Origin of the sequence: Litorilinea aerophila, from assembly GCF_006569185.2 — a bacterium.
Taxonomy (GTDB): Bacteria; Chloroflexota; Anaerolineae; order Caldilineales; family Caldilineaceae; genus Litorilinea; species Litorilinea aerophila.
This window is the reverse complement of sequence record NZ_VIGC02000027.1, coordinates 1-16,194: the sequence shown is the minus strand read 5'-3', so window position 1 is coordinate 16,194 and position 16,194 is coordinate 1. Positions and strand designations below refer to the sequence as shown.

Sequence of the window (16,194 nt, the reverse complement as noted above, 5' to 3'; positions counted from 1 at the left end):
GATGCCGGGGCTCGGAGGTCTCTCTCCGATACCACCCATCCCATCAAGCCATCAGGAGGTGCCTCGGGGTGGCAGGTTGCGGGAGGCCTGCTGCGCCGTCAGGCGATCGGCCGGGAAGCCGGCCGCGCCGTCAGGCGATCGGCCGGGAAGCCGGCCGCGCCGTCAGGCGATCGGCCATCTCGAAAAAGGTGTGGGTGACCAGGGCATCTGGCGCCAGCTCCAGGAGGGGACGGCCGGCGGCCAGGGCCTGAAGGGCCAGATCCGGTGCGGCGGTCACCACGCCCAAGGCATCATAGCCAAGCTCCTGGCTCATCTCCCCCAGGGAAAGGCTGTGAGCCCCCTGGGAGCGGTTGACCGCCACCAGCTTGACCAGGGACTGTCCTACGCCCCAGATACGGAACAGCTCCTGCAGGGCCCTGGCCGCTGCCAGGCTGCCCGGCTCCAGCTCCACCACCATGAGGATCGTCTGGCTGAGGCGGACGGCGGCCCGGCTGGCCACCGAGGGCAAATGGGGGAGATCCAGGACCACATTGGAGGCCAGGTTGACCAGGCTAGCCAGCAGGGATTCCACCTGCTCTGCCTCAATGTCCCGGTAATCCTGCAGGCGCTGGGGGCCCAGGATCGCCCGCAGATGGGGATGGCCGGTGCTCAGCAGGTAGGGGCGCAGCCGTTCTTCGTTGATCAGCCGGGGCGTTAGTTCCAGCAGTTCCCCCAGATTCACCGACGGGGGGAGGCCCAGTTGGGTGGCAAAGGTGCCGAAGTAGGGGCGGAGCTCCACGGCGATGGTCGGTTGATTGCGCATGGCCAGGGCCAGCCCGAGATTGATCGCCACGGTGGTGGTGCCCACGCCCCCTTTCACCCCGATGACGCTGATTACCCGTCCCCGGTGGGAAGGGGCGGCCGCGGTGCTGCGGAGCCGCTGCAGCCGGCCCAGCAGGGTACGAACCCGCACCACCATCTCCTCTGGGTCGACAGGCTTGGTGATGTACTCGTCGGCCCCGGCTTCCAGGCCCCGGATCTTGTCCTGGACCTCGGTGCGGCCGCTCAGCATCATGATGGGCAGATCCAGCAGGTGAAGCTGCTCCCGGATCTGCTGGCAGACCTCAATCCCGCTCATGTCCGGCAGCATGATGTCCAGGATGACCAGGTCCGGCCGTTCAGCCCGAACCTTCGCCAGCGCGTCTGCACCTGTGGTGGCCGTCACAACGGTGTGCCCTTCCGCCTGGAGCGGTATGCTAAGCAGTTTGAGCATCACCGCCTGATCATCGACGATGAGAATTTTCGCACACATAGCGCCTCGCTTCCTTGCCCCTCGTTTTCTGCCCCTCGGGGACCTCCATCTCCAACCGGTTGGCTGCTGTCATATCTTCGCCGGTACAGCCCGGCGTCAATCTGTCGCGGGGTGCGTGATACGTGGCCGGTATCAGGGGTTTTCAACGCTGTTCTGTCGTGGGCCATGGTACTACAGCGTCCCGCTTTCGACAAGAGACAAGATGTGGAAAGATGATGGAGCTGTTTGGATTGACTCCTCTCCCAAATGGGTGCGAACCTGTTTGGCCCCCTGCGAAACCGGGGGTGGGTAGCCTACATTTGTGGTCGATGAGCCTTTGGATTTAGAGCCGACCGGGGAAATGATTGTATAATGTTCTGAACACTTGCATCCATGCGCCGGCCCCTGGGAAGCCTTCCACATCCCATGCCCTGTTGTCCCCACAGGAGTATCTACCAAGTCAGGAGTGCCCATGAATGCCACGGAACCTCTGCCCCCAGTGACCCTGATCACAGACAGCCCACCGGGTCCGCCCGTCCGCCATGGTCTGGAGGCCCTGCAACAGGCACTCCTCCGTCAGGGCTACGGCTGGCAGGAAGAATCGCAGCTCCGCCAGGAGGACGAAACGCCCTTCCTGGCAGCGGGCCTGACCACTTCCCCCACGGTGGCCCGTCTGCTGGAGGCCAGCGGCGCCACGGTGCCAGAGGTGCCCGAGGCCCTCTGCATCCGCCACATCCGCTGGCGCCACCGCCCGGGCGTGCTGGTGGCTGGCAGCGACGAACGAGGGCTGATGTACGGTTTGCTAGATGTGGCCGACCGCATCGGCTGGGTCACGCCCGGGGAAGATCCCTTCCGAGCCGTCCGCGACCTCCAGGAACAGCCGGCCGTTTCAGAGCGAGCCATCTCCAAATACACCATGCACCACGCCTACTTCGACGGCCTCTTCCACGACGAAGCCTACTGGCGCCGCTATCTGGACCTCCTGGCCCAGAACCGGTTCAACAGCTTCGTCCTCATCTTCGGCTACGAGTGCTCCGGCTATTTTGCCCCCCCCTACCCCTATTTTTTTAACCTGGACGAATTCCCGGAGGTGCACGTGGTGGGGCTCACCGCCGAGCATCAACAGCGCAATCTGGAAGCCCTGCGCCGCCTGGTCCAGATGTGCCATGAACGGGGGCTGAACGTCACCCTGGGCATCTGGGACCACATCTACCGGGGCGGCGTCCAGGTGGGCCTGGAGACAGAAGCGGACGGCCCCCTGCGCTGGCGTGTCTCCGGCGTGACCAGCGACAACCTGATGGCCTACAACCAGGCCGGCCTGGCCCGGCTGCTCCAACTGGTGCCCGATCTGGACGCCATCCAGTTTCGCATGCATTGGGAATCGGGCCTCCAGGATGAGGAAGCTCGGGATTTCTGGGCTGGCATCTACGAGATCATGGCCCGCCACGGCCATGGAATCCGCTTCGACGCGCGCATCAAGGGCGTGCCCGATGCCATCATCGAGATGGGGCTGGACAAGGGACTTCCCATCCGGGTCTGCACCAAATATTGGATGGAGCAGATGGGCCTCCCCTTCCACCCCACCCACATCCACCCCCAGAATCAGATGGACCGGCGCCACAGCTACGCGGACCTGCTGCGCTATCCCCAACGCTACAAGGTCCACTGGCGCCTCTGGAACGGCGGCACCAACCGCATCCTCCTCTGGGGGGACCCGGACTATGTGCGGCGCTTTGCCGCCAGCACCCACCTGTACGACGGGGACGGCTTCGAGGTCAACGAGCCCCTGGCCACCAAGATGTTGGGCCAGGACCACGACGCCGCGCCCTTCGAGCTACTCACGCCCCGCTACCGCCACTACACCTGGGAGTTTGAGCGCTATTGGCACTTCTTCCAGACCTTCGGCCGGTTGGGCTACAACCCGGACACGCCGGCCGAAGTGTGGGAGCACGAATTTGAACGGCGCTTCGGCCCAGAGGCCGCACCCTACGTCATGCGGGGGCTTCACCTGGCCAGCCGCATCCTGCCCCGCATCGTCGCCTACAACTACCCGTACCGGCTCTTCCCCACCACCCGGGGCTGGGTAGAAAAGCAGCGCATGGGCGATCTGCCCGAGTACGCCGCGGCCCTGCCCAGCGACACCCAGCAGTTCCTGAGCATGGACGAGGCAGCCCGGCTGCTGGTGGAGGGGGGGGAATCGGCCAAGATCCATCCCATTGCCTCCAGCCTCTGGTTTGAACAGACGGCGGCGGCGGTCCTGGCTGCGGTGGATCAGGCCTGCCGCTGGGCGGCCGATCCCCAGGCACCTGAGTTCGTGGCCACCATCACGGATCTGAAGATCCTGGCCCAGCTGGCCCGCTATCACGCCAGCCGGGCCCGGGCAGGCTACAGCTACGCCATCTTTCAACACACCCAGGATGTCCACGCCCTGGACGACGCCATCCGCCACGAGGCCCTGGCCGTGACCGAGTGGCGGAAGCTGGTGGAAGCAGCCGGCGACGTCTACCACCATGACCTGATGATGGGGCGCCGGAGCGCGGGGCTGTCCGGCCACTGGCGGGACGAGCTGGAAGCCCTGGAAGCCGGCCTGCAGGCGTTGCAGGCAGAGCGGGAGACCTTCCAGCCGCCGTCCCTGGAGCAGGAGCTCCACATCGCCCACGCGCCCCGCCGCAAACATCCGCCGGACACCAACCTGGTGGTACGGGCCACCATCGCCGGCCCCGTGCCCCTGGTGCAGGTCCACTTGGGCTACGGCCCCGATCCCCAGGCCTACCACTACCTGCCCATGGAACAGACCGGCCCCTTTACCTACCAGGCCGTCATCCCGGCCCAGGCGGTCCGCCCGGGGCTCAGCTACACCATCACCGCCCAGGATGAAAGCGGCCGTTCGGCCATCTACCCGACCAACGGCCCTGGTTTCTTGCCGGTCATGGTCACCGAGGACACGGCGCCGCCCACGGTGGATCACCTGCCCATCACCGCGGCGCCGGCCCATCGCCCTCTACGCATCACCGCGGAAGTCGACGATCCGTCGGGCGTCAAATGGGTGCACCTGCGCTACCGCAGCGTCAATCAATACCAGGATTTCCAGACCCTGCCCATGCAGCCCATCGAGAAAACCAACTGGTATCTGGCCACAGTGCCGGCGGCGCACCTGGATCCCCGCTGGGACTTCATGTACTTCATCGAAGTGATGGACAACCACGGCAACGGCAAGATCTACCCCGACCTGGAGCAGGAGACGCCTTACATCGTGGTCAAGCTCATCCGGGAGTAATGTGCCATGTTTTTCGATCTATTGATCAAAGGCGGGGAGCTGATCGACCCGGCCAGCGACCGCCATGGCCTCTTCGATGTGGCCATTCATCGTGGCCGGATTGCCGCGGTGGACCGGGAGATCCCGACCACAGCGGCGGCCCGGGTCATCGACGCCACCGGCCAGATCGTCACGCCCGGCCTGGTGGACCTCCACACCCATGTCTACCACCACGTTACCTACTGGGGGATCCAGGCGGATCCGGTGGCCGCCCGAACGGGGGTGACCACCTGGTTGGACGTAGGTTCGGCCGGCGGCTACAACCTGATGGGGCTGCGGGAGTTCATCGCCAAGCCCGCCACGGCTCGCATCTACGCCCTGCTCAACATTTCCTCCATCGGCCTCACCGCGCCCACGTGGGAGCTGTCCAATCTGGCCTACTGTGACGTGGACCTGTGCTGCAACATGCTCGACCTGAACCGGGACCTGGTGCTGGGCATCAAGGCCCGCATCGATGCCAACACCACGGGCCCCCAGGGCATCGAGCCGCTGCGCCGGGCGCGGGTGGCGGCAGACCGCTGTCAGGTTCCGCTGATGGTACACATCGGCCAGGGCCCGCCCGCCATCACCGACGTCCTCTCCCTGCTGCGCCCCGGCGACATCCTGACCCACTGCTTCACCGGCGGCACCATGCGCATCGTGGACGAGAAGGGGAAGCTCCTGGAGGCAGCCCGACGAGCCTGGGACAACGGCATCATCATGGATGTGGGACACGGTGCCGGCTCCTTCTCCTTCGAAGTGGCGGAACAACTGCTGGCTGCAGGCCATCGACCGGACGTCATCTCGTCGGACATCCACCAGTCCAGCATCCTTGGCCCCCTCTTCGACCTGCCCACGTGCATGAGCAAGTTTCTCCTGCTGGGCATGTCCCTGCCCGAGGTGATCCGGGCCGCCACGGCCCGGCCTGCCGAGGTGCTGGGCCTTCAGCATGAGATCGGCACCCTCAAGCCCGGCGCCATGGCCGATGTGGCCCTGTTTACCCTGGAGAAGGGCGACTTCACCTTCTATGATGTCCACATGACACCGCGTTCCGGTCGTCGCTGGCTGCGTAACACCCTCACCCTGATCGCTGGCCGGGAGTTGCCCCGGCTGCCCGATCCGCCGTCCGCCCCCTGGATTGAGCCGGGCGAGGGCCAGCGGGCCCTACAGATGCACGGCCACACGCCAGATCGATGGCAAACCCGGAATGGCCCTGGACAAATGGGTCAAAATCAGCCATAATGGAGCGCAGGGGCTTAGTGTCACTCAGACATTAACCAGGTGGGCATCCCCAATTGCCTGGAATCAGTTTGCTGCACCCGTGATCCTGTAACCGGCCTCGCCGGTTTACCCATGACGCCGGCGTCTCCTGCAAGCCAGTGGGAAACCGTTCTCGAACAAGGAGGAATAACCCATGACAGCGCAGTTCGTTCCCGGGAAGACGGTGGAAGTGCCCGAGATCCAGTTCAAAGAGGAAGTGGTGCTGCCGGCGGCCCGCACGGCCGTGATTGTGGTGGACATGCAAAACGACTTCGTCAAACCGGGGGGCACCCTGGTGGTCCCCGCCGCGGAAGCGACGGTGGCCCAGATCCAGGAGTTGTTGGGGCGGGCCCGGGCTGCCGGCGCGCACATCGCCTACACCCAGGATACCCACTACCCGGGCGACAAAGAGTGGCAGATCTGGCCCGAACACTGCCGGGCGGAGAGCTGGGGCTGGCAGATCATCGACGAACTCCAGCCCCAGGAAGGCGATCTGGTCTGCCGCAAGAGCCGCTATGACGGGTTCTACGACACCTGGCTGGACCATTACCTGAGCCGGGTCTGGCAGGTGGAGCATCTGGTCATCGTGGGGACCGTCTCCAGCATCTGTGTGTTGCACACGGCGGCGTCGGCCGGCCTGCGCTGGTTCCACGTGGTCACCCCAGCCGATGGGATTTCCGCCCTGACCGAATTCGACCAGGCCCTGACCCTGCGCCAGATCTCCTGGCTCTACGTGGGCGAGGTGGTGCGTAGCGTTCAGAACATCCGCTTCACATAATTTCTGCCGGGATTAGCCAGCCCGCTTCCGCTGGCAAAAGAAGCGCCCTCCTGGGTGGTCATCCAGGAGGGCGCTTTGTGTCCGTCAGTTGTTATCGGAAGATAGCAGGCCGATCCTCGCCTCTATCCTCACCTCTATCCTCACCTGGCCGGGTCAGGCCAGCAACGGCTGCAGCAGGCCGTAGTGGCCATCCTTGCGCCGATAGAGGATGTTGACGCTGTCGGTATCCGGGTTGAAGAACACAAAGAAGTCGTGGCCCAGCAACTCCATCTGTTCGATGGCTTCCTCTTCATCCATGGGCTGGAGGGTAAACTGCTTGCGCCGGACGATGTGGCGGACTTCTTCTTCCTCCTCCTCCCCGGCTATTTCCTCCACCAGGGTGGCGGCCATTTCGGCCTCGGCGCTGGCCGCGGCCGCAGCCCGGCGCTTGCTCTTGTACCGGCGCCCCTTCAGGCGGCGAATCTGGCGGTACATCTTGTCTACCGCGGCATCGATGGAGGCAAAGATATCGCCCGTGGACTCCTCAGCTCGCAGGATCTGGCCGTTGACCCACATGGTCAACTGAGCCGTGTAGCGATCCGAGGCGGCCCGAGTGGCGTTGTAGGTCAGCTCGGCGTTGATGTCCTGAACCTGGGGCAGGTAGCGCTCCAGCTTGCCGACTTTCTTCTCAATGTATTGGCGAATCCAGTCAGTGATCTCGATGTTGCGGCCATGAACGATGAGTTGCATGGTCAGACTCCTTTCTTCCGGCGATTTTCTCGCATCGATGCTTGTCTGCCGCATCGGGGTAAAGAGTAAACGACTCTGTCGGGAGATTGGTTTCGGCTCCCGATCACACGGCTTTGTTGAAGCGATTCTGTTGAAGCGACTTTGTTGGATCTGCCTGGTTGGACCTGCCTGACGTGCCTGTAGAGGGTGCCCAGCGCCGTGCCTGGGGGGCGGTGGGAGATGGCGTCCCCTGCCCGGGTGAAATCGAGTGGCTGCCTCACGGCAGAGGGGTGAAACGCCCTGGCGCTCATGAACCCATTGTATGCCGGATGGGGGGAGATTGTCAACCGCCTTTTGACCTACCTACCCCGCCAGCCATCACCCATCCGGTGGGAGGGTATATCCCGAAACCGATCCTGTCTGGCCATGGCCGGCCATGGCCAGAGTCAGGCCGTAGACCCGGGTAGCTCCGGCCTCCAGGGCGGCGGCGGCACAGGCCTTCAGCGTTGCGCCGGTGGTATAAACGTCGTCCACCAGCAGGAGGGTGCGTCCTTGCACGGCGGCGGACGAGGCGACAAAGGCCTCCAACACATTTTCCTGGCGGGCCGCAGCATCCAGCCCCACCTGTTGTCGGGTTTGACGTACCCGGGTCAGTGCATCGGTACCCAGGGGCAGGTGCAGCCATCGGCAGAGGGCCTGGGCCAACAGTTGAGACTGGTTGTAGCCCCGTTCGGCCAGCCGATCCCGATGCAGGGGGACCGGCACCACCAGGTCCACCGGCGTATCCCAATCGGCTTCCCCAAAGGCCACCACCAGGTAGCGCCCCAGGGATTGGGCCAGCTCCGGGCGGCCGCCATACTTGAAGGCATGGATGGCCTCCCGCAAGGGCGAAGTGTAGAGCGCAGCCGCCCGGATCCGGGTCACGGGGTGCACCAGCGCGGCCGCGCAGGCCGGACAGGCATCGGTAGGTTCAGGCTGAGGGCGTCCACAAATGGTGCAGCAGGGCCTTGGAACCGGCTCCACCCGCTGGGCGCACCGGGGGCAAAAAGGGTAGCCCACCTGGCCGCAGCCGGCGCAGGCCGGCGGGAAGAAGAGGTCCACGCATCGATCCACAACGCGCTGCCACCAGGGGATCGGCCCGGGAGATAGCCGATACATGGGGGATCCTCCGTAATCGAGAATAGGGCTTCCGAAAGGAGCTTCAGAGCCACCGGCCTGCCAGGAGCATCCGCAACGGGCTGCCGGGCAACGTCAGGCCTGGGAACCAGGTCTGCAACAGGTCGTTGATGAAGGTGCGCAGGTCATCGCCCAGGATGAGCAAGATGGAAAGCAGCACAATGGCAAACAGGATGATGATCAGCGCAAATTCGATAAAGCTCTGTCCACTGCGGTTGGACGGCAGGCGGGACATGAAAGATCTCCTCCCTTTTCAGGCTCGTCAATCCCGGCAGAAATTCGCCGGGGGGTTCCACCCGAGGTCGTGCCGCTGAATTTCTACTGGAGTCCTTACGCCGGACTGTACTGGGCACCGACAGATGTCCCCCCATTTTCCCCATGAACTCCTGGATTGGCAAGTCCATCGGTACCCCATCGGTGCCCCAGGGGAGCAGCCGCCCCATCCCATGGGAGCCGGTTTGAGCCATCTTCAGGCCGGTGATATAATTTTTGTTGGCGATCTCACCGATGGATGGCCCATGGCCCGGCGATTCCCGCACCGGGCCAGAGATGGGGACCCCTGTCCTGGGTCCCCGGGCATGGGGACAAGGTACGGAGGGAGATCTTGAGCGATAGGGGGAGGTAACCTGTGGACGATACGGCCCGGCTCTACGAACTCCAGAAGGTCGATCTCACGTGGGATAAAGTTCGGCGCAGGTTGTTACACATCCAAAAGCTGTTGGGTGAATCTGACAAGGTGCAGAAAGCCCGGGATCAGGTGACGGCGGTGGAAACGGAGCTTCAGGAGTGGCGTAACCGACAGAAAAACGCAGAGCTGGAATCCCGCAGCCTGGCCGGCCGCATCCAGGAGACGGAAGAAAAGCTCATGAGCGGCACAGTCCACAACACCAAAGAACTGACCGCCCTCCAGGCCAGCCTGGAAGCCCTACGCCGGCACCGGGCCGCGGTGGACGACAGCGCCATGGAAGCCCTCATGAAGGCCGATGAGCTGGACCAGAAGCTGGCGGAAGAACGGGCCACCCTGACCCAACTGGAAGCAGAATGGCAGGAACAACAGGTCGCCCTGAAACGGGAAGGCCTGAAGCTCAAGCAACACTACGTCCTGCTGAAGCAAAAGCGCTCCCAACTCTCGGCCGCCCTGGATCAGGAGCTGCTGGAACGCTACGAGCATCTGCGCAAACGCAAAGGTGGCATCGCCATCGCCGCGCTGGAAAATGACATCTGCGGCGCCTGTCACGTCCAGGTACCCACCGGCGTCATCAGCGCCATCCATGCCGCCAACCACGGCCTGGTCTACTGCCCCAGTTGTGGGCGCATGCTTTTCGCCGGCTGAGGCGAGCCGGTCAGGCCCTTTCCAACCCACCGCCCCGTTTCACCGTCAGGGCGCGCTCTGAATCACAGGGAAATAGAGCTGGCGGAGCCAGTCCAGGGTTACCACCTGGGCGCGGATGCCCTGGCGGTTGTGGTGGTGCAAAAGCAGGATCCCCTCGAGCCGACCGGCACCGGCATCCACGGGGCTGAAGAGCACGGGAATCACATGGCCGTTCACATCGTCATAGAGGATGGTCCCCAGGTGGCCGCCCAACGGGCTGAGACCAGGCCGGCTCGGGTCGAAGCTCAGGGTGGGCGTCCGCTCCACAAAGCGCCCCAACGCCACCGCCCCGGAAATATCCAGGCTGTAACTTTCCACAAAATAGCGAAGCCGCGGATTTTGTGCCGGCAGCGCCAGATCGCCGATGCGGACAGGCAGCACCATGACGTTGGTGTTGTAGGGCGCCGTGTCCACCCCCAGGGCAGAGACCCCGTTCAAGAAGACCTCGCTCCGACGCTGGCCCGTCTCCAGATCCTCCAACACGGTCAGGAAGACGTCGCTCACCGCCCAATCGCTCTGATAGGTCGCCCAGTTGGTGTTGAAGAGGCGATAGTCGCTGGCCCCGTCCCCATCTGTGTCCAGATACACTTGAAACTGGACTTCATTGGGTGAAGACCAGTCCCCGTGGGTGGCGATGCCAAAGTACAGGGTGGGCTCCTCGAGGGCCGGCAGCCCTTCTTGCCCGAAGGGGCCAGATAACATGGCCAGATTGCTGGCCACACCCACATATTTCAGATCGGCATGGTCATAGGGAGGGCTGTCCGGGATCTCCTCATGGGCTGGGGGCTCATTGGGGCTGGACCATTGCAGGGCCAGCACGCTGACCTGGGAGCGAACATCGGTGGGCGGCTGGGAGCCATTCAACGCCACGCCGGAAAGATGGAGTCCGTCCGTGACTGGCTGGGTCGCCGTGAAGCTCAGGTTCCCCTCCAGGGTGCCCATCTGGGCCACGGGTCGGGGCGCCGCATAGACCGGCACCCGCAGGATGGGGCCGTCCTGCGCGGGCAGGAAAAGCACCTGGCCGGCCTCCTCGCTCAGCCAGGCCCGGGGAAAGGTCTGGGCCAGATCCACCGCCGGATCCCGGGTATGCTTCATCTGGGCCGCCTCGGCTTCCAGGCCCACCGGCACCACGGCCACGCCGGCAGGGGGCACCACCACCTCACGGCCCAGGGGCAGTTCGAAGCTCACCCCAGGCATATCCAGCGCAGCCGTATAGCTGACGGTAAACGTGGCCGTAACGGCGCTATGGTTGACTAGACGAATGTTCTTGCGCGCCGTGTAGGAGACCAGCACCTCGGGCGCGCCGAAGGAAACACTCACCTGGCCCGGGTTGTCGCCGTTGTAGGCCACCACCTGGCTCCGGACTGCCTGTTGCAGGTCCAGGCGACCGGCGCCCAGGCGGGATGGTGCGGCCTGGTGGGAGCCAGGCTCAAAGCCCTGAAAGACCGGGACGGCGGCGGTGTTCATCACCAAGGCCTTCAGCTCCTCCACCGTCCAGCGGTTCAAGCCCCCATTTCCCTGGGCCGGATATCGCTGGCGCAACAGGGCCATGGCGCCGCTCACATGGGGCGTCGCCATGGACGTCCCGGAGCTGCTGTAGCCGATGGTGCCGATGCCGGCAGAGAAAATCTGGCTACCCGGCGCGGCCAGGTCCGGCTTGAGGGCGGAATCCCCCCGGCGGGGCCCCCGGGCCGAGAAGGAGGCCAGGGCAGCCGTGGGCGCCGGGGCATCGAAAGCGTCCACGCCGATGGCGGCCACGCTGAGGACATGGTCGGCCACACTGGGCGAAGCCACCGTGTAGAAGGTATCGCCGCTGTTGCCGGCCGCGGCCACCACGATCACGCCCAGCTGCGCGGCATTTTCTGCGGCCACCGTGGTGCTGTCGTAGGTGGCGCCGTAAGTCGCCCCCAGCGACAGGTTGATCACGTCCACCCGGTCTGAGAAATCCCCGTCTCCGTCGGGATCCACGGCCCATTCAATGGCCAGATCCACCACGTCGCTGCTGCCGCCGCAGCCGAACACCTTCAGGGCGTAGAGCTGGGCCTCCGGCGCCACGCCCGGCGGGATCCAGAAGTCGCTGTTGGCGAAAGCGGGCGGATAGGGACCTGTGTAGGTGTGGCCGTCCCGGGTCACCCCGTAGCCGGCGGCGATGCCGGCCACGTGGGTACCGTGGCCGCGTCCATAACAGTCCATGGGATCGGGGTCAGGTTCGGGGATGGGCTGGTAGGCGGCCGACTCAGGATCGGCGTTGTAGGTATCGCCGGCAAAGTCATAGCCGCCCACCACCTTTGCCCCGGGGAAGCCGGCCACATCGCCGATGGCCGTGGGGTCGTTGCTGCCATAGCCCGTGCCTGGCCCACCGAAATGGGGATGCAGATAGTCGATGCCCGTGTCGATCACGGCGATGCGAATGCCGCGGCCGGTGAGGGGTTGGCCGTCTACCCCCTGCCAGAGCTGCGGGGCACCGATGTAGTCGATGCTGCCCAGGGGTGTTTTGGGCACCAGTGGGTGCACGGCTTTTACACCCGGAAGAGCCGCCAACGCATCCAGCTGGGCGGCGTCCACCCGCAGGGCCACGCCGTTATAGACCCGCTGGATGCGGTAAAGCACCTGGGCATCCAGCCCAGCCAGTTGCTCCAGCAGCCGGATCTGGGCGGCCTCCAGGCTGGCCAGGTGGGTCCGGGTGGCCGTCGCCAGGGAGGCCGTGTCCTGGGGGCCTGCGGCCGTTAGCCCGGCGTACAGGGCCGCGGCGGGCGGCTCCGCCAGCTCGACCATGACGTGAACAAAGTGGGGAACCCGGGCCGCAGAGACCGCCCGGGGCGACAGTCCGTGCCAGAGGGCAAACGCCAGCACGGCCATCAGGACCACGGCCCAGGGTAACCGCTTCAAGAAAGGTCCTTTCTGTTGACTTTGGGATGGGCGGCCAGGGATGGAAGGGTGGATCGGCCCGGGTTCAGAGGAGCGCCACATGGCGCCGTTGCGGCTTGATGCCAAACCGCTCCGCTTCCTGCTGGGAAAGCCAGGCGCTGGCTTCGAAAAAGCCGTAGGTGCGCCGCAGCGGACCATACTGGCGCTGGACCAGCTCCTGCATGTCGGCTGACATCAGGCGCCACAGCATCTGCTCCAGCTCTTCAATGCGCCACAGCATTTCGCCGGGCGTGGAAGGCACCGGGATGTCGGCGTAGGTGGGCGGGTCGCTGTAGCTGTGGGGGAAGGTGATCTGCTGGGCAGGCAGGCGGGGCAGATACCCCATGGCCACAGCAGCCATGCCAAAGGCCAGCAGCTGATAGCGCACCCGCTCCACGTGGAGTACGTGGTCGGCGGTGGGCATGCCCAGGCCAGCACCCGCCTGGGAAGATGCAGATTCCTCCCCGGCCGCCCCTGTGTCGAGGCCCAACTCCTGGCTGAGCTGGGACCAATCGGTCAGCACCCGCTCCAGCAGGTAACGCAGCTCTCGGGGATGGGTCACCTGGGTGGCCCGCACGCTGAGCATGAATCCTTCCCGGACCTTGCTCAAATAGTCCCGGGCCTGCTGGAGGACCAGCTGCTCCACTCGCCCCAGGTCGGCCCGCTGCCGGCCACCGCTCTGCATCCCCTGTTTCAAATTCAGCGACAGCATGTGGGTCAACGTTTCGGCCATTTCGCCGATACCGACGAATTCGTAGATGCCCGCAGTATCTTGCATGCCTGCCAAACCTCCATTCAACTGCGATACCGACCCTTTCTCCAATTATAAACGCAGGAAAAGCAGACGCAAACAGCAATCTGAATGTCAACAAGTAGCGCATTGCACACAAATTATGGCAATCGGAGTGTCCGCGCGGTTCCCGCCGGGCGCCTCCGGGAACCTGAGGAGAAACCGGCGAAGCGCCGCGGCGAATGGCGCCCACCGGGGCGTTTGACGGGGCTACCTGCGGCCTTGCTTCCGATGAGGCTGGAAGAGATTCCCCACGATTGAAAGTCTACCGTGTTATGCGTTATGCGTTTTTGCAGAAGGACAAAAGGCGTGCCTTGCGCTATAATGGGCCATCATCAGAAAGTGACCATTCCATCATGTCTCGGAGGATCGGATGCTTATCCCCCTGCGCCCGCCTCGCCGTCGCCGCCTGCTTGCCTGGAGCTGCCCCTGCCATTGGGCAGGCTGGCTCGTGGTGGTAAATCCCGGCCGAAATTCGCCGATGGTTTCCAGCAGAGGGAGTACCGCCGAATTTCTGCCGCGGTATTTACGCCAGATTGTAGTAGTCCTCTGCGCCCTGACGATCTTTTCCCCAGGCGTGTTGGCCCAACAGCCTGCCCCCGCATCGCCTGCCACTTACCCCATCCGTGCCTTTCTGCCCTACGTCAGTGGTCCGCCTCCTTCCCGGGTCGTGCTCGCGGCTGCCCACATCGACAGCCGCATTTCAGGCGAGCCGGATGAGGCCATACTCCTCTGGAACGTGGGAAGCGGCGCCCAACCCCTGGCCGGCTGGCAGCTGGTCACCCGAAGCCGCCGCGCCACCTTCCCCATCACCACGACCCTTACCCTGGCTCCCGGCCAGCGCATCTGGTGCACCGCCCAGGCAGCCACCTTCCGGCACACCTTCGGCGAAGATCCGGCTTGCCAGTGGGACGACGAAGGGGAGGACGACCCCGCCGTGTTGAAGCTGGCCGGAAGCCTGACCCTGGCCAACCAGGGGGGCTTCATCCAACTCGTGGACGACCGGGGCCAGCTGGTGGACACCCTGGTTTACGGCGACATCCAGACGCCCACCCCGGGGTGGAATGGCCCGGCCGCCCAGCTCTACACCCGGGGCAGCCTGGCCGCGGCCGGGCAGATCTGGCAGCGCAAACTCCACCCCCAGAGTGGCCTGCCTGTGGATACAGACCAGGCCGGGGATTGGGCCGGAGATCTGCGGGATCCCTTCTGGGGGCGGCGGGTACGCTTCCCCGGCTGGATGGGCTGGGATCTGGACGGTTTCCTCCGGCCTTCCCAGGGGCGGGCGACAGCCACCGTAACCGTCGCCGTGGGGCCGGAAGGGCTCTACCAGCCCCTGGCCGATGCCCTGGCCCAGGCGGCCACCTCCGTGGACCTGAGCCTCTACACCCTGGAACACCCGGAGCTGACCCGAATCCTGGCCGATGCGGCCCGGCGGGGGGTGCAGGTCCGCCTGTTGTTGGATGGCACACCCCCAGGCGGGATCACCGACCTGCAACGGTGGTGCGTGGCAGAGCTGGCCGCCGCGGGCGTCCATGTCCGCTACCTGGCGCCCGATGACAGCGCGCCCAGGGGTTATGCAACCCGTTATCGCTATCTCCACGCCAAATATGGCCTCATCGACGGCCGCCTGGCCCTGGTGGGCACTGAAAATTGGAGCCTGGACGCCATGCCCCTCCCGTCCGCCGAGGCCGGGGCTGGCCCGGCGGGTGGCCGGCGAGGCTTCTACCTGCTGACGGACGCCGCGCCTGTAGTGCAGGCCCTGCAGGGCATTTTCGACTGGGACTGGGCGCCGGAGCGATTTCTGGATCTCACCCCCTTTCAGGCCGACCATCCCCGCTATGGAGCCCCACCGGCGGACTTCGTCCTGCCCCCACCGCCCGAGTACCCGGTTGCCGCGGCACCATTCAGCGCTCCCCAGATCTTCATGGGCACGGCCATCTTCATGGTGGTCAGCGCCCCGGAGAATGCCATGCGGCCGGACGATGGACTCTTCGGCCTGCTGCAGGAAGCCGGCCCCGGGGATACCATCCTGCTGGAGCAATTGTACGAACACAAGCACTGGGGCAGCAGCCAGAGCAACCCCATCGCGGATCCGAACCCCCGGCTACAACTTGTGGTGGACGCGGCCCGGCGGGGCGCCCGGGTGCGCATCCTGCTGGACAGCTACTTTGACGAGGCGGAAGACCTGCGCAGCAACCATGCTACCGCCCGCTACCTGACCGAGCTGGCCCAGGCGGAGGGGCTGGATCTGGAGGTACGCCTGGGGAACCCCACAGGCGGCGGCATCCACGCCAAGCTGGTGCTCCTGGACGTGGGCGGTAACCGCTGGTCGGCCATTGGCAGCCTGAACGGCAGCGAAGTCAGCCACAAGGTCAACCGGGAGGTGATGGTGCTGAGCGACCTGCCCGAACTCCATGGGTACCTGGCCCAGGTATTTGCCTGGGATTGGGCGCACAGCCCTCCCTGGTCCCCTGGATCCTGAGATCCGCTTTGCGCTTTTTCGATCCAAAGATGACTCTCCTGCAAAAAGGGTTTCGCAGCATGTAGCAACTCGCGAAAAAGTGCGAAATAGGTAGAATAGGGGAAGACGTGTACTTCCTCCCTAGCCAACCTGGTCAACGCCATGTTTCGAAAGAAC

11 protein-coding genes are annotated in these 16,194 nt (G+C 64.8%); 5 read left to right on the top strand and 6 right to left on the bottom strand.

What is annotated here, in order from left to right:
• Positions 1-130: 130 nt before the first annotated feature.
• Positions 131-1,291, bottom strand: a complete 1,161-nt coding sequence (locus FKZ61_RS18100) for a response regulator (RefSeq protein WP_141611551.1) — start codon at positions 1,289-1,291, stop codon at positions 131-133.
• A 451-nt stretch (positions 1,292-1,742) separates the two neighbouring features.
• On the opposite strand from FKZ61_RS18100, the gene FKZ61_RS18095 reads away from it, so the two are divergent.
• From FKZ61_RS18095 to FKZ61_RS18085, 3 genes are all read left to right on the top strand, one after another.
• Positions 1,743-4,547: a hypothetical protein gene (locus FKZ61_RS18095; RefSeq protein ID WP_141611550.1), complete on the top strand. Its 2,805-nt coding sequence runs from the start codon at positions 1,743-1,745 to the stop codon at positions 4,545-4,547.
• Between the two features lie 6 nt (positions 4,548-4,553).
• Positions 4,554-5,807, top strand: a complete 1,254-nt coding sequence (locus tag FKZ61_RS18090; RefSeq protein ID WP_141611549.1) for an amidohydrolase/deacetylase family metallohydrolase — start codon at positions 4,554-4,556, stop codon at positions 5,805-5,807.
• 172 nt (positions 5,808-5,979) lie between these two features.
• A complete protein-coding gene (locus tag FKZ61_RS18085) occupies positions 5,980-6,603 on the top strand; it encodes a cysteine hydrolase family protein (protein ID WP_141611548.1) in 624 nt (207 codons plus the stop codon).
• A 153-nt stretch (positions 6,604-6,756) separates the two neighbouring features.
• Here FKZ61_RS18085 and hpf read toward each other — a convergent pair whose 3' ends face one another.
• The 3 genes from hpf to FKZ61_RS18070 form a co-directional block, all read right to left on the bottom strand.
• On the bottom strand, positions 6,757-7,332 hold the full coding sequence (gene hpf / locus FKZ61_RS18080; RefSeq protein ID WP_170199953.1) for a ribosome hibernation-promoting factor, HPF/YfiA family: 576 nt from the start codon (positions 7,330-7,332) through the stop codon (positions 6,757-6,759).
• 357 nt (positions 7,333-7,689) lie between these two features.
• Positions 7,690-8,469 (bottom strand): ComF family protein, encoded by a 780-nt coding sequence (locus tag FKZ61_RS24080; RefSeq protein ID WP_141611546.1) that lies wholly within the window; start codon positions 8,467-8,469, stop codon positions 7,690-7,692.
• A gap of 43 nt (positions 8,470-8,512) precedes the next feature.
• Positions 8,513-8,722 carry a hypothetical protein gene (locus FKZ61_RS18070; protein ID WP_141611545.1) on the bottom strand — a complete coding sequence of 70 codons (210 nt, stop codon included), beginning with the start codon at positions 8,720-8,722 and terminating at the stop codon, positions 8,513-8,515.
• A gap of 393 nt (positions 8,723-9,115) precedes the next feature.
• Between FKZ61_RS18070 and FKZ61_RS24340 the strand changes: the two genes are divergently transcribed.
• Positions 9,116-9,820 carry a zinc ribbon domain-containing protein gene (locus tag FKZ61_RS24340; RefSeq protein WP_141611544.1) on the top strand — a complete coding sequence of 235 codons (705 nt, stop codon included), beginning with the start codon at positions 9,116-9,118 and terminating at the stop codon, positions 9,818-9,820.
• 45 nt (positions 9,821-9,865) lie between these two features.
• Here the strand turns inward: FKZ61_RS24340 and FKZ61_RS18060 are convergent, their stop codons facing one another.
• Together FKZ61_RS18060 and FKZ61_RS18055 are read right to left on the bottom strand one after the other, a co-directional pair.
• Positions 9,866-12,748, bottom strand: coding sequence for a S8 family peptidase (locus FKZ61_RS18060; protein ID WP_170199951.1), 2,883 nt, complete (start codon positions 12,746-12,748; stop codon positions 9,866-9,868).
• 64 nt (positions 12,749-12,812) lie between these two features.
• Positions 12,813-13,544 carry a hypothetical protein gene (locus tag FKZ61_RS18055; protein ID WP_141611542.1) on the bottom strand — a complete coding sequence of 244 codons (732 nt, stop codon included), beginning with the start codon at positions 13,542-13,544 and terminating at the stop codon, positions 12,813-12,815.
• A 589-nt stretch (positions 13,545-14,133) separates the two neighbouring features.
• Between FKZ61_RS18055 and FKZ61_RS18050 the strand changes: the two genes are divergently transcribed.
• The gene (locus FKZ61_RS18050) at positions 14,134-16,038 is read left to right on the top strand and encodes a phospholipase D-like domain-containing protein (protein WP_170199949.1); all 1,905 of its coding nucleotides are present in this window, start codon (positions 14,134-14,136) and stop codon (positions 16,036-16,038) included.
• The last annotated feature ends 156 nt before the right edge of the window (positions 16,039-16,194 follow it).

Excerpts from the sequence above, each read along its gene's own strand:
- FKZ61_RS18100 (WP_141611551.1), bottom strand. The coding sequence starts at position 1,291 with ATGTGTGCGAAAATTCTCATCGTCGATGATCAGGCGGTGATGCTCAAA.
- FKZ61_RS18095 (WP_141611550.1), top strand. The coding sequence starts at position 1,743 with ATGAATGCCACGGAACCTCTGCCCCCAGTGACCCTGATCACAGACAGC.
- FKZ61_RS18090 (WP_141611549.1), top strand. The coding sequence starts at position 4,554 with ATGTTTTTCGATCTATTGATCAAAGGCGGGGAGCTGATCGACCCGGCC.
- FKZ61_RS18085 (WP_141611548.1), top strand. The coding sequence starts at position 5,980 with ATGACAGCGCAGTTCGTTCCCGGGAAGACGGTGGAAGTGCCCGAGATC.
- hpf (WP_170199953.1), bottom strand. The coding sequence starts at position 7,332 with ATGCAACTCATCGTTCATGGCCGCAACATCGAGATCACTGACTGGATT.
- FKZ61_RS24080 (WP_141611546.1), bottom strand. The coding sequence starts at position 8,469 with ATGTATCGGCTATCTCCCGGGCCGATCCCCTGGTGGCAGCGCGTTGTG.
- FKZ61_RS18070 (WP_141611545.1), bottom strand. The coding sequence starts at position 8,722 with ATGTCCCGCCTGCCGTCCAACCGCAGTGGACAGAGCTTTATCGAATTT.
- FKZ61_RS18055 (WP_141611542.1), bottom strand. The coding sequence starts at position 13,544 with ATGCAAGATACTGCGGGCATCTACGAATTCGTCGGTATCGGCGAAATG.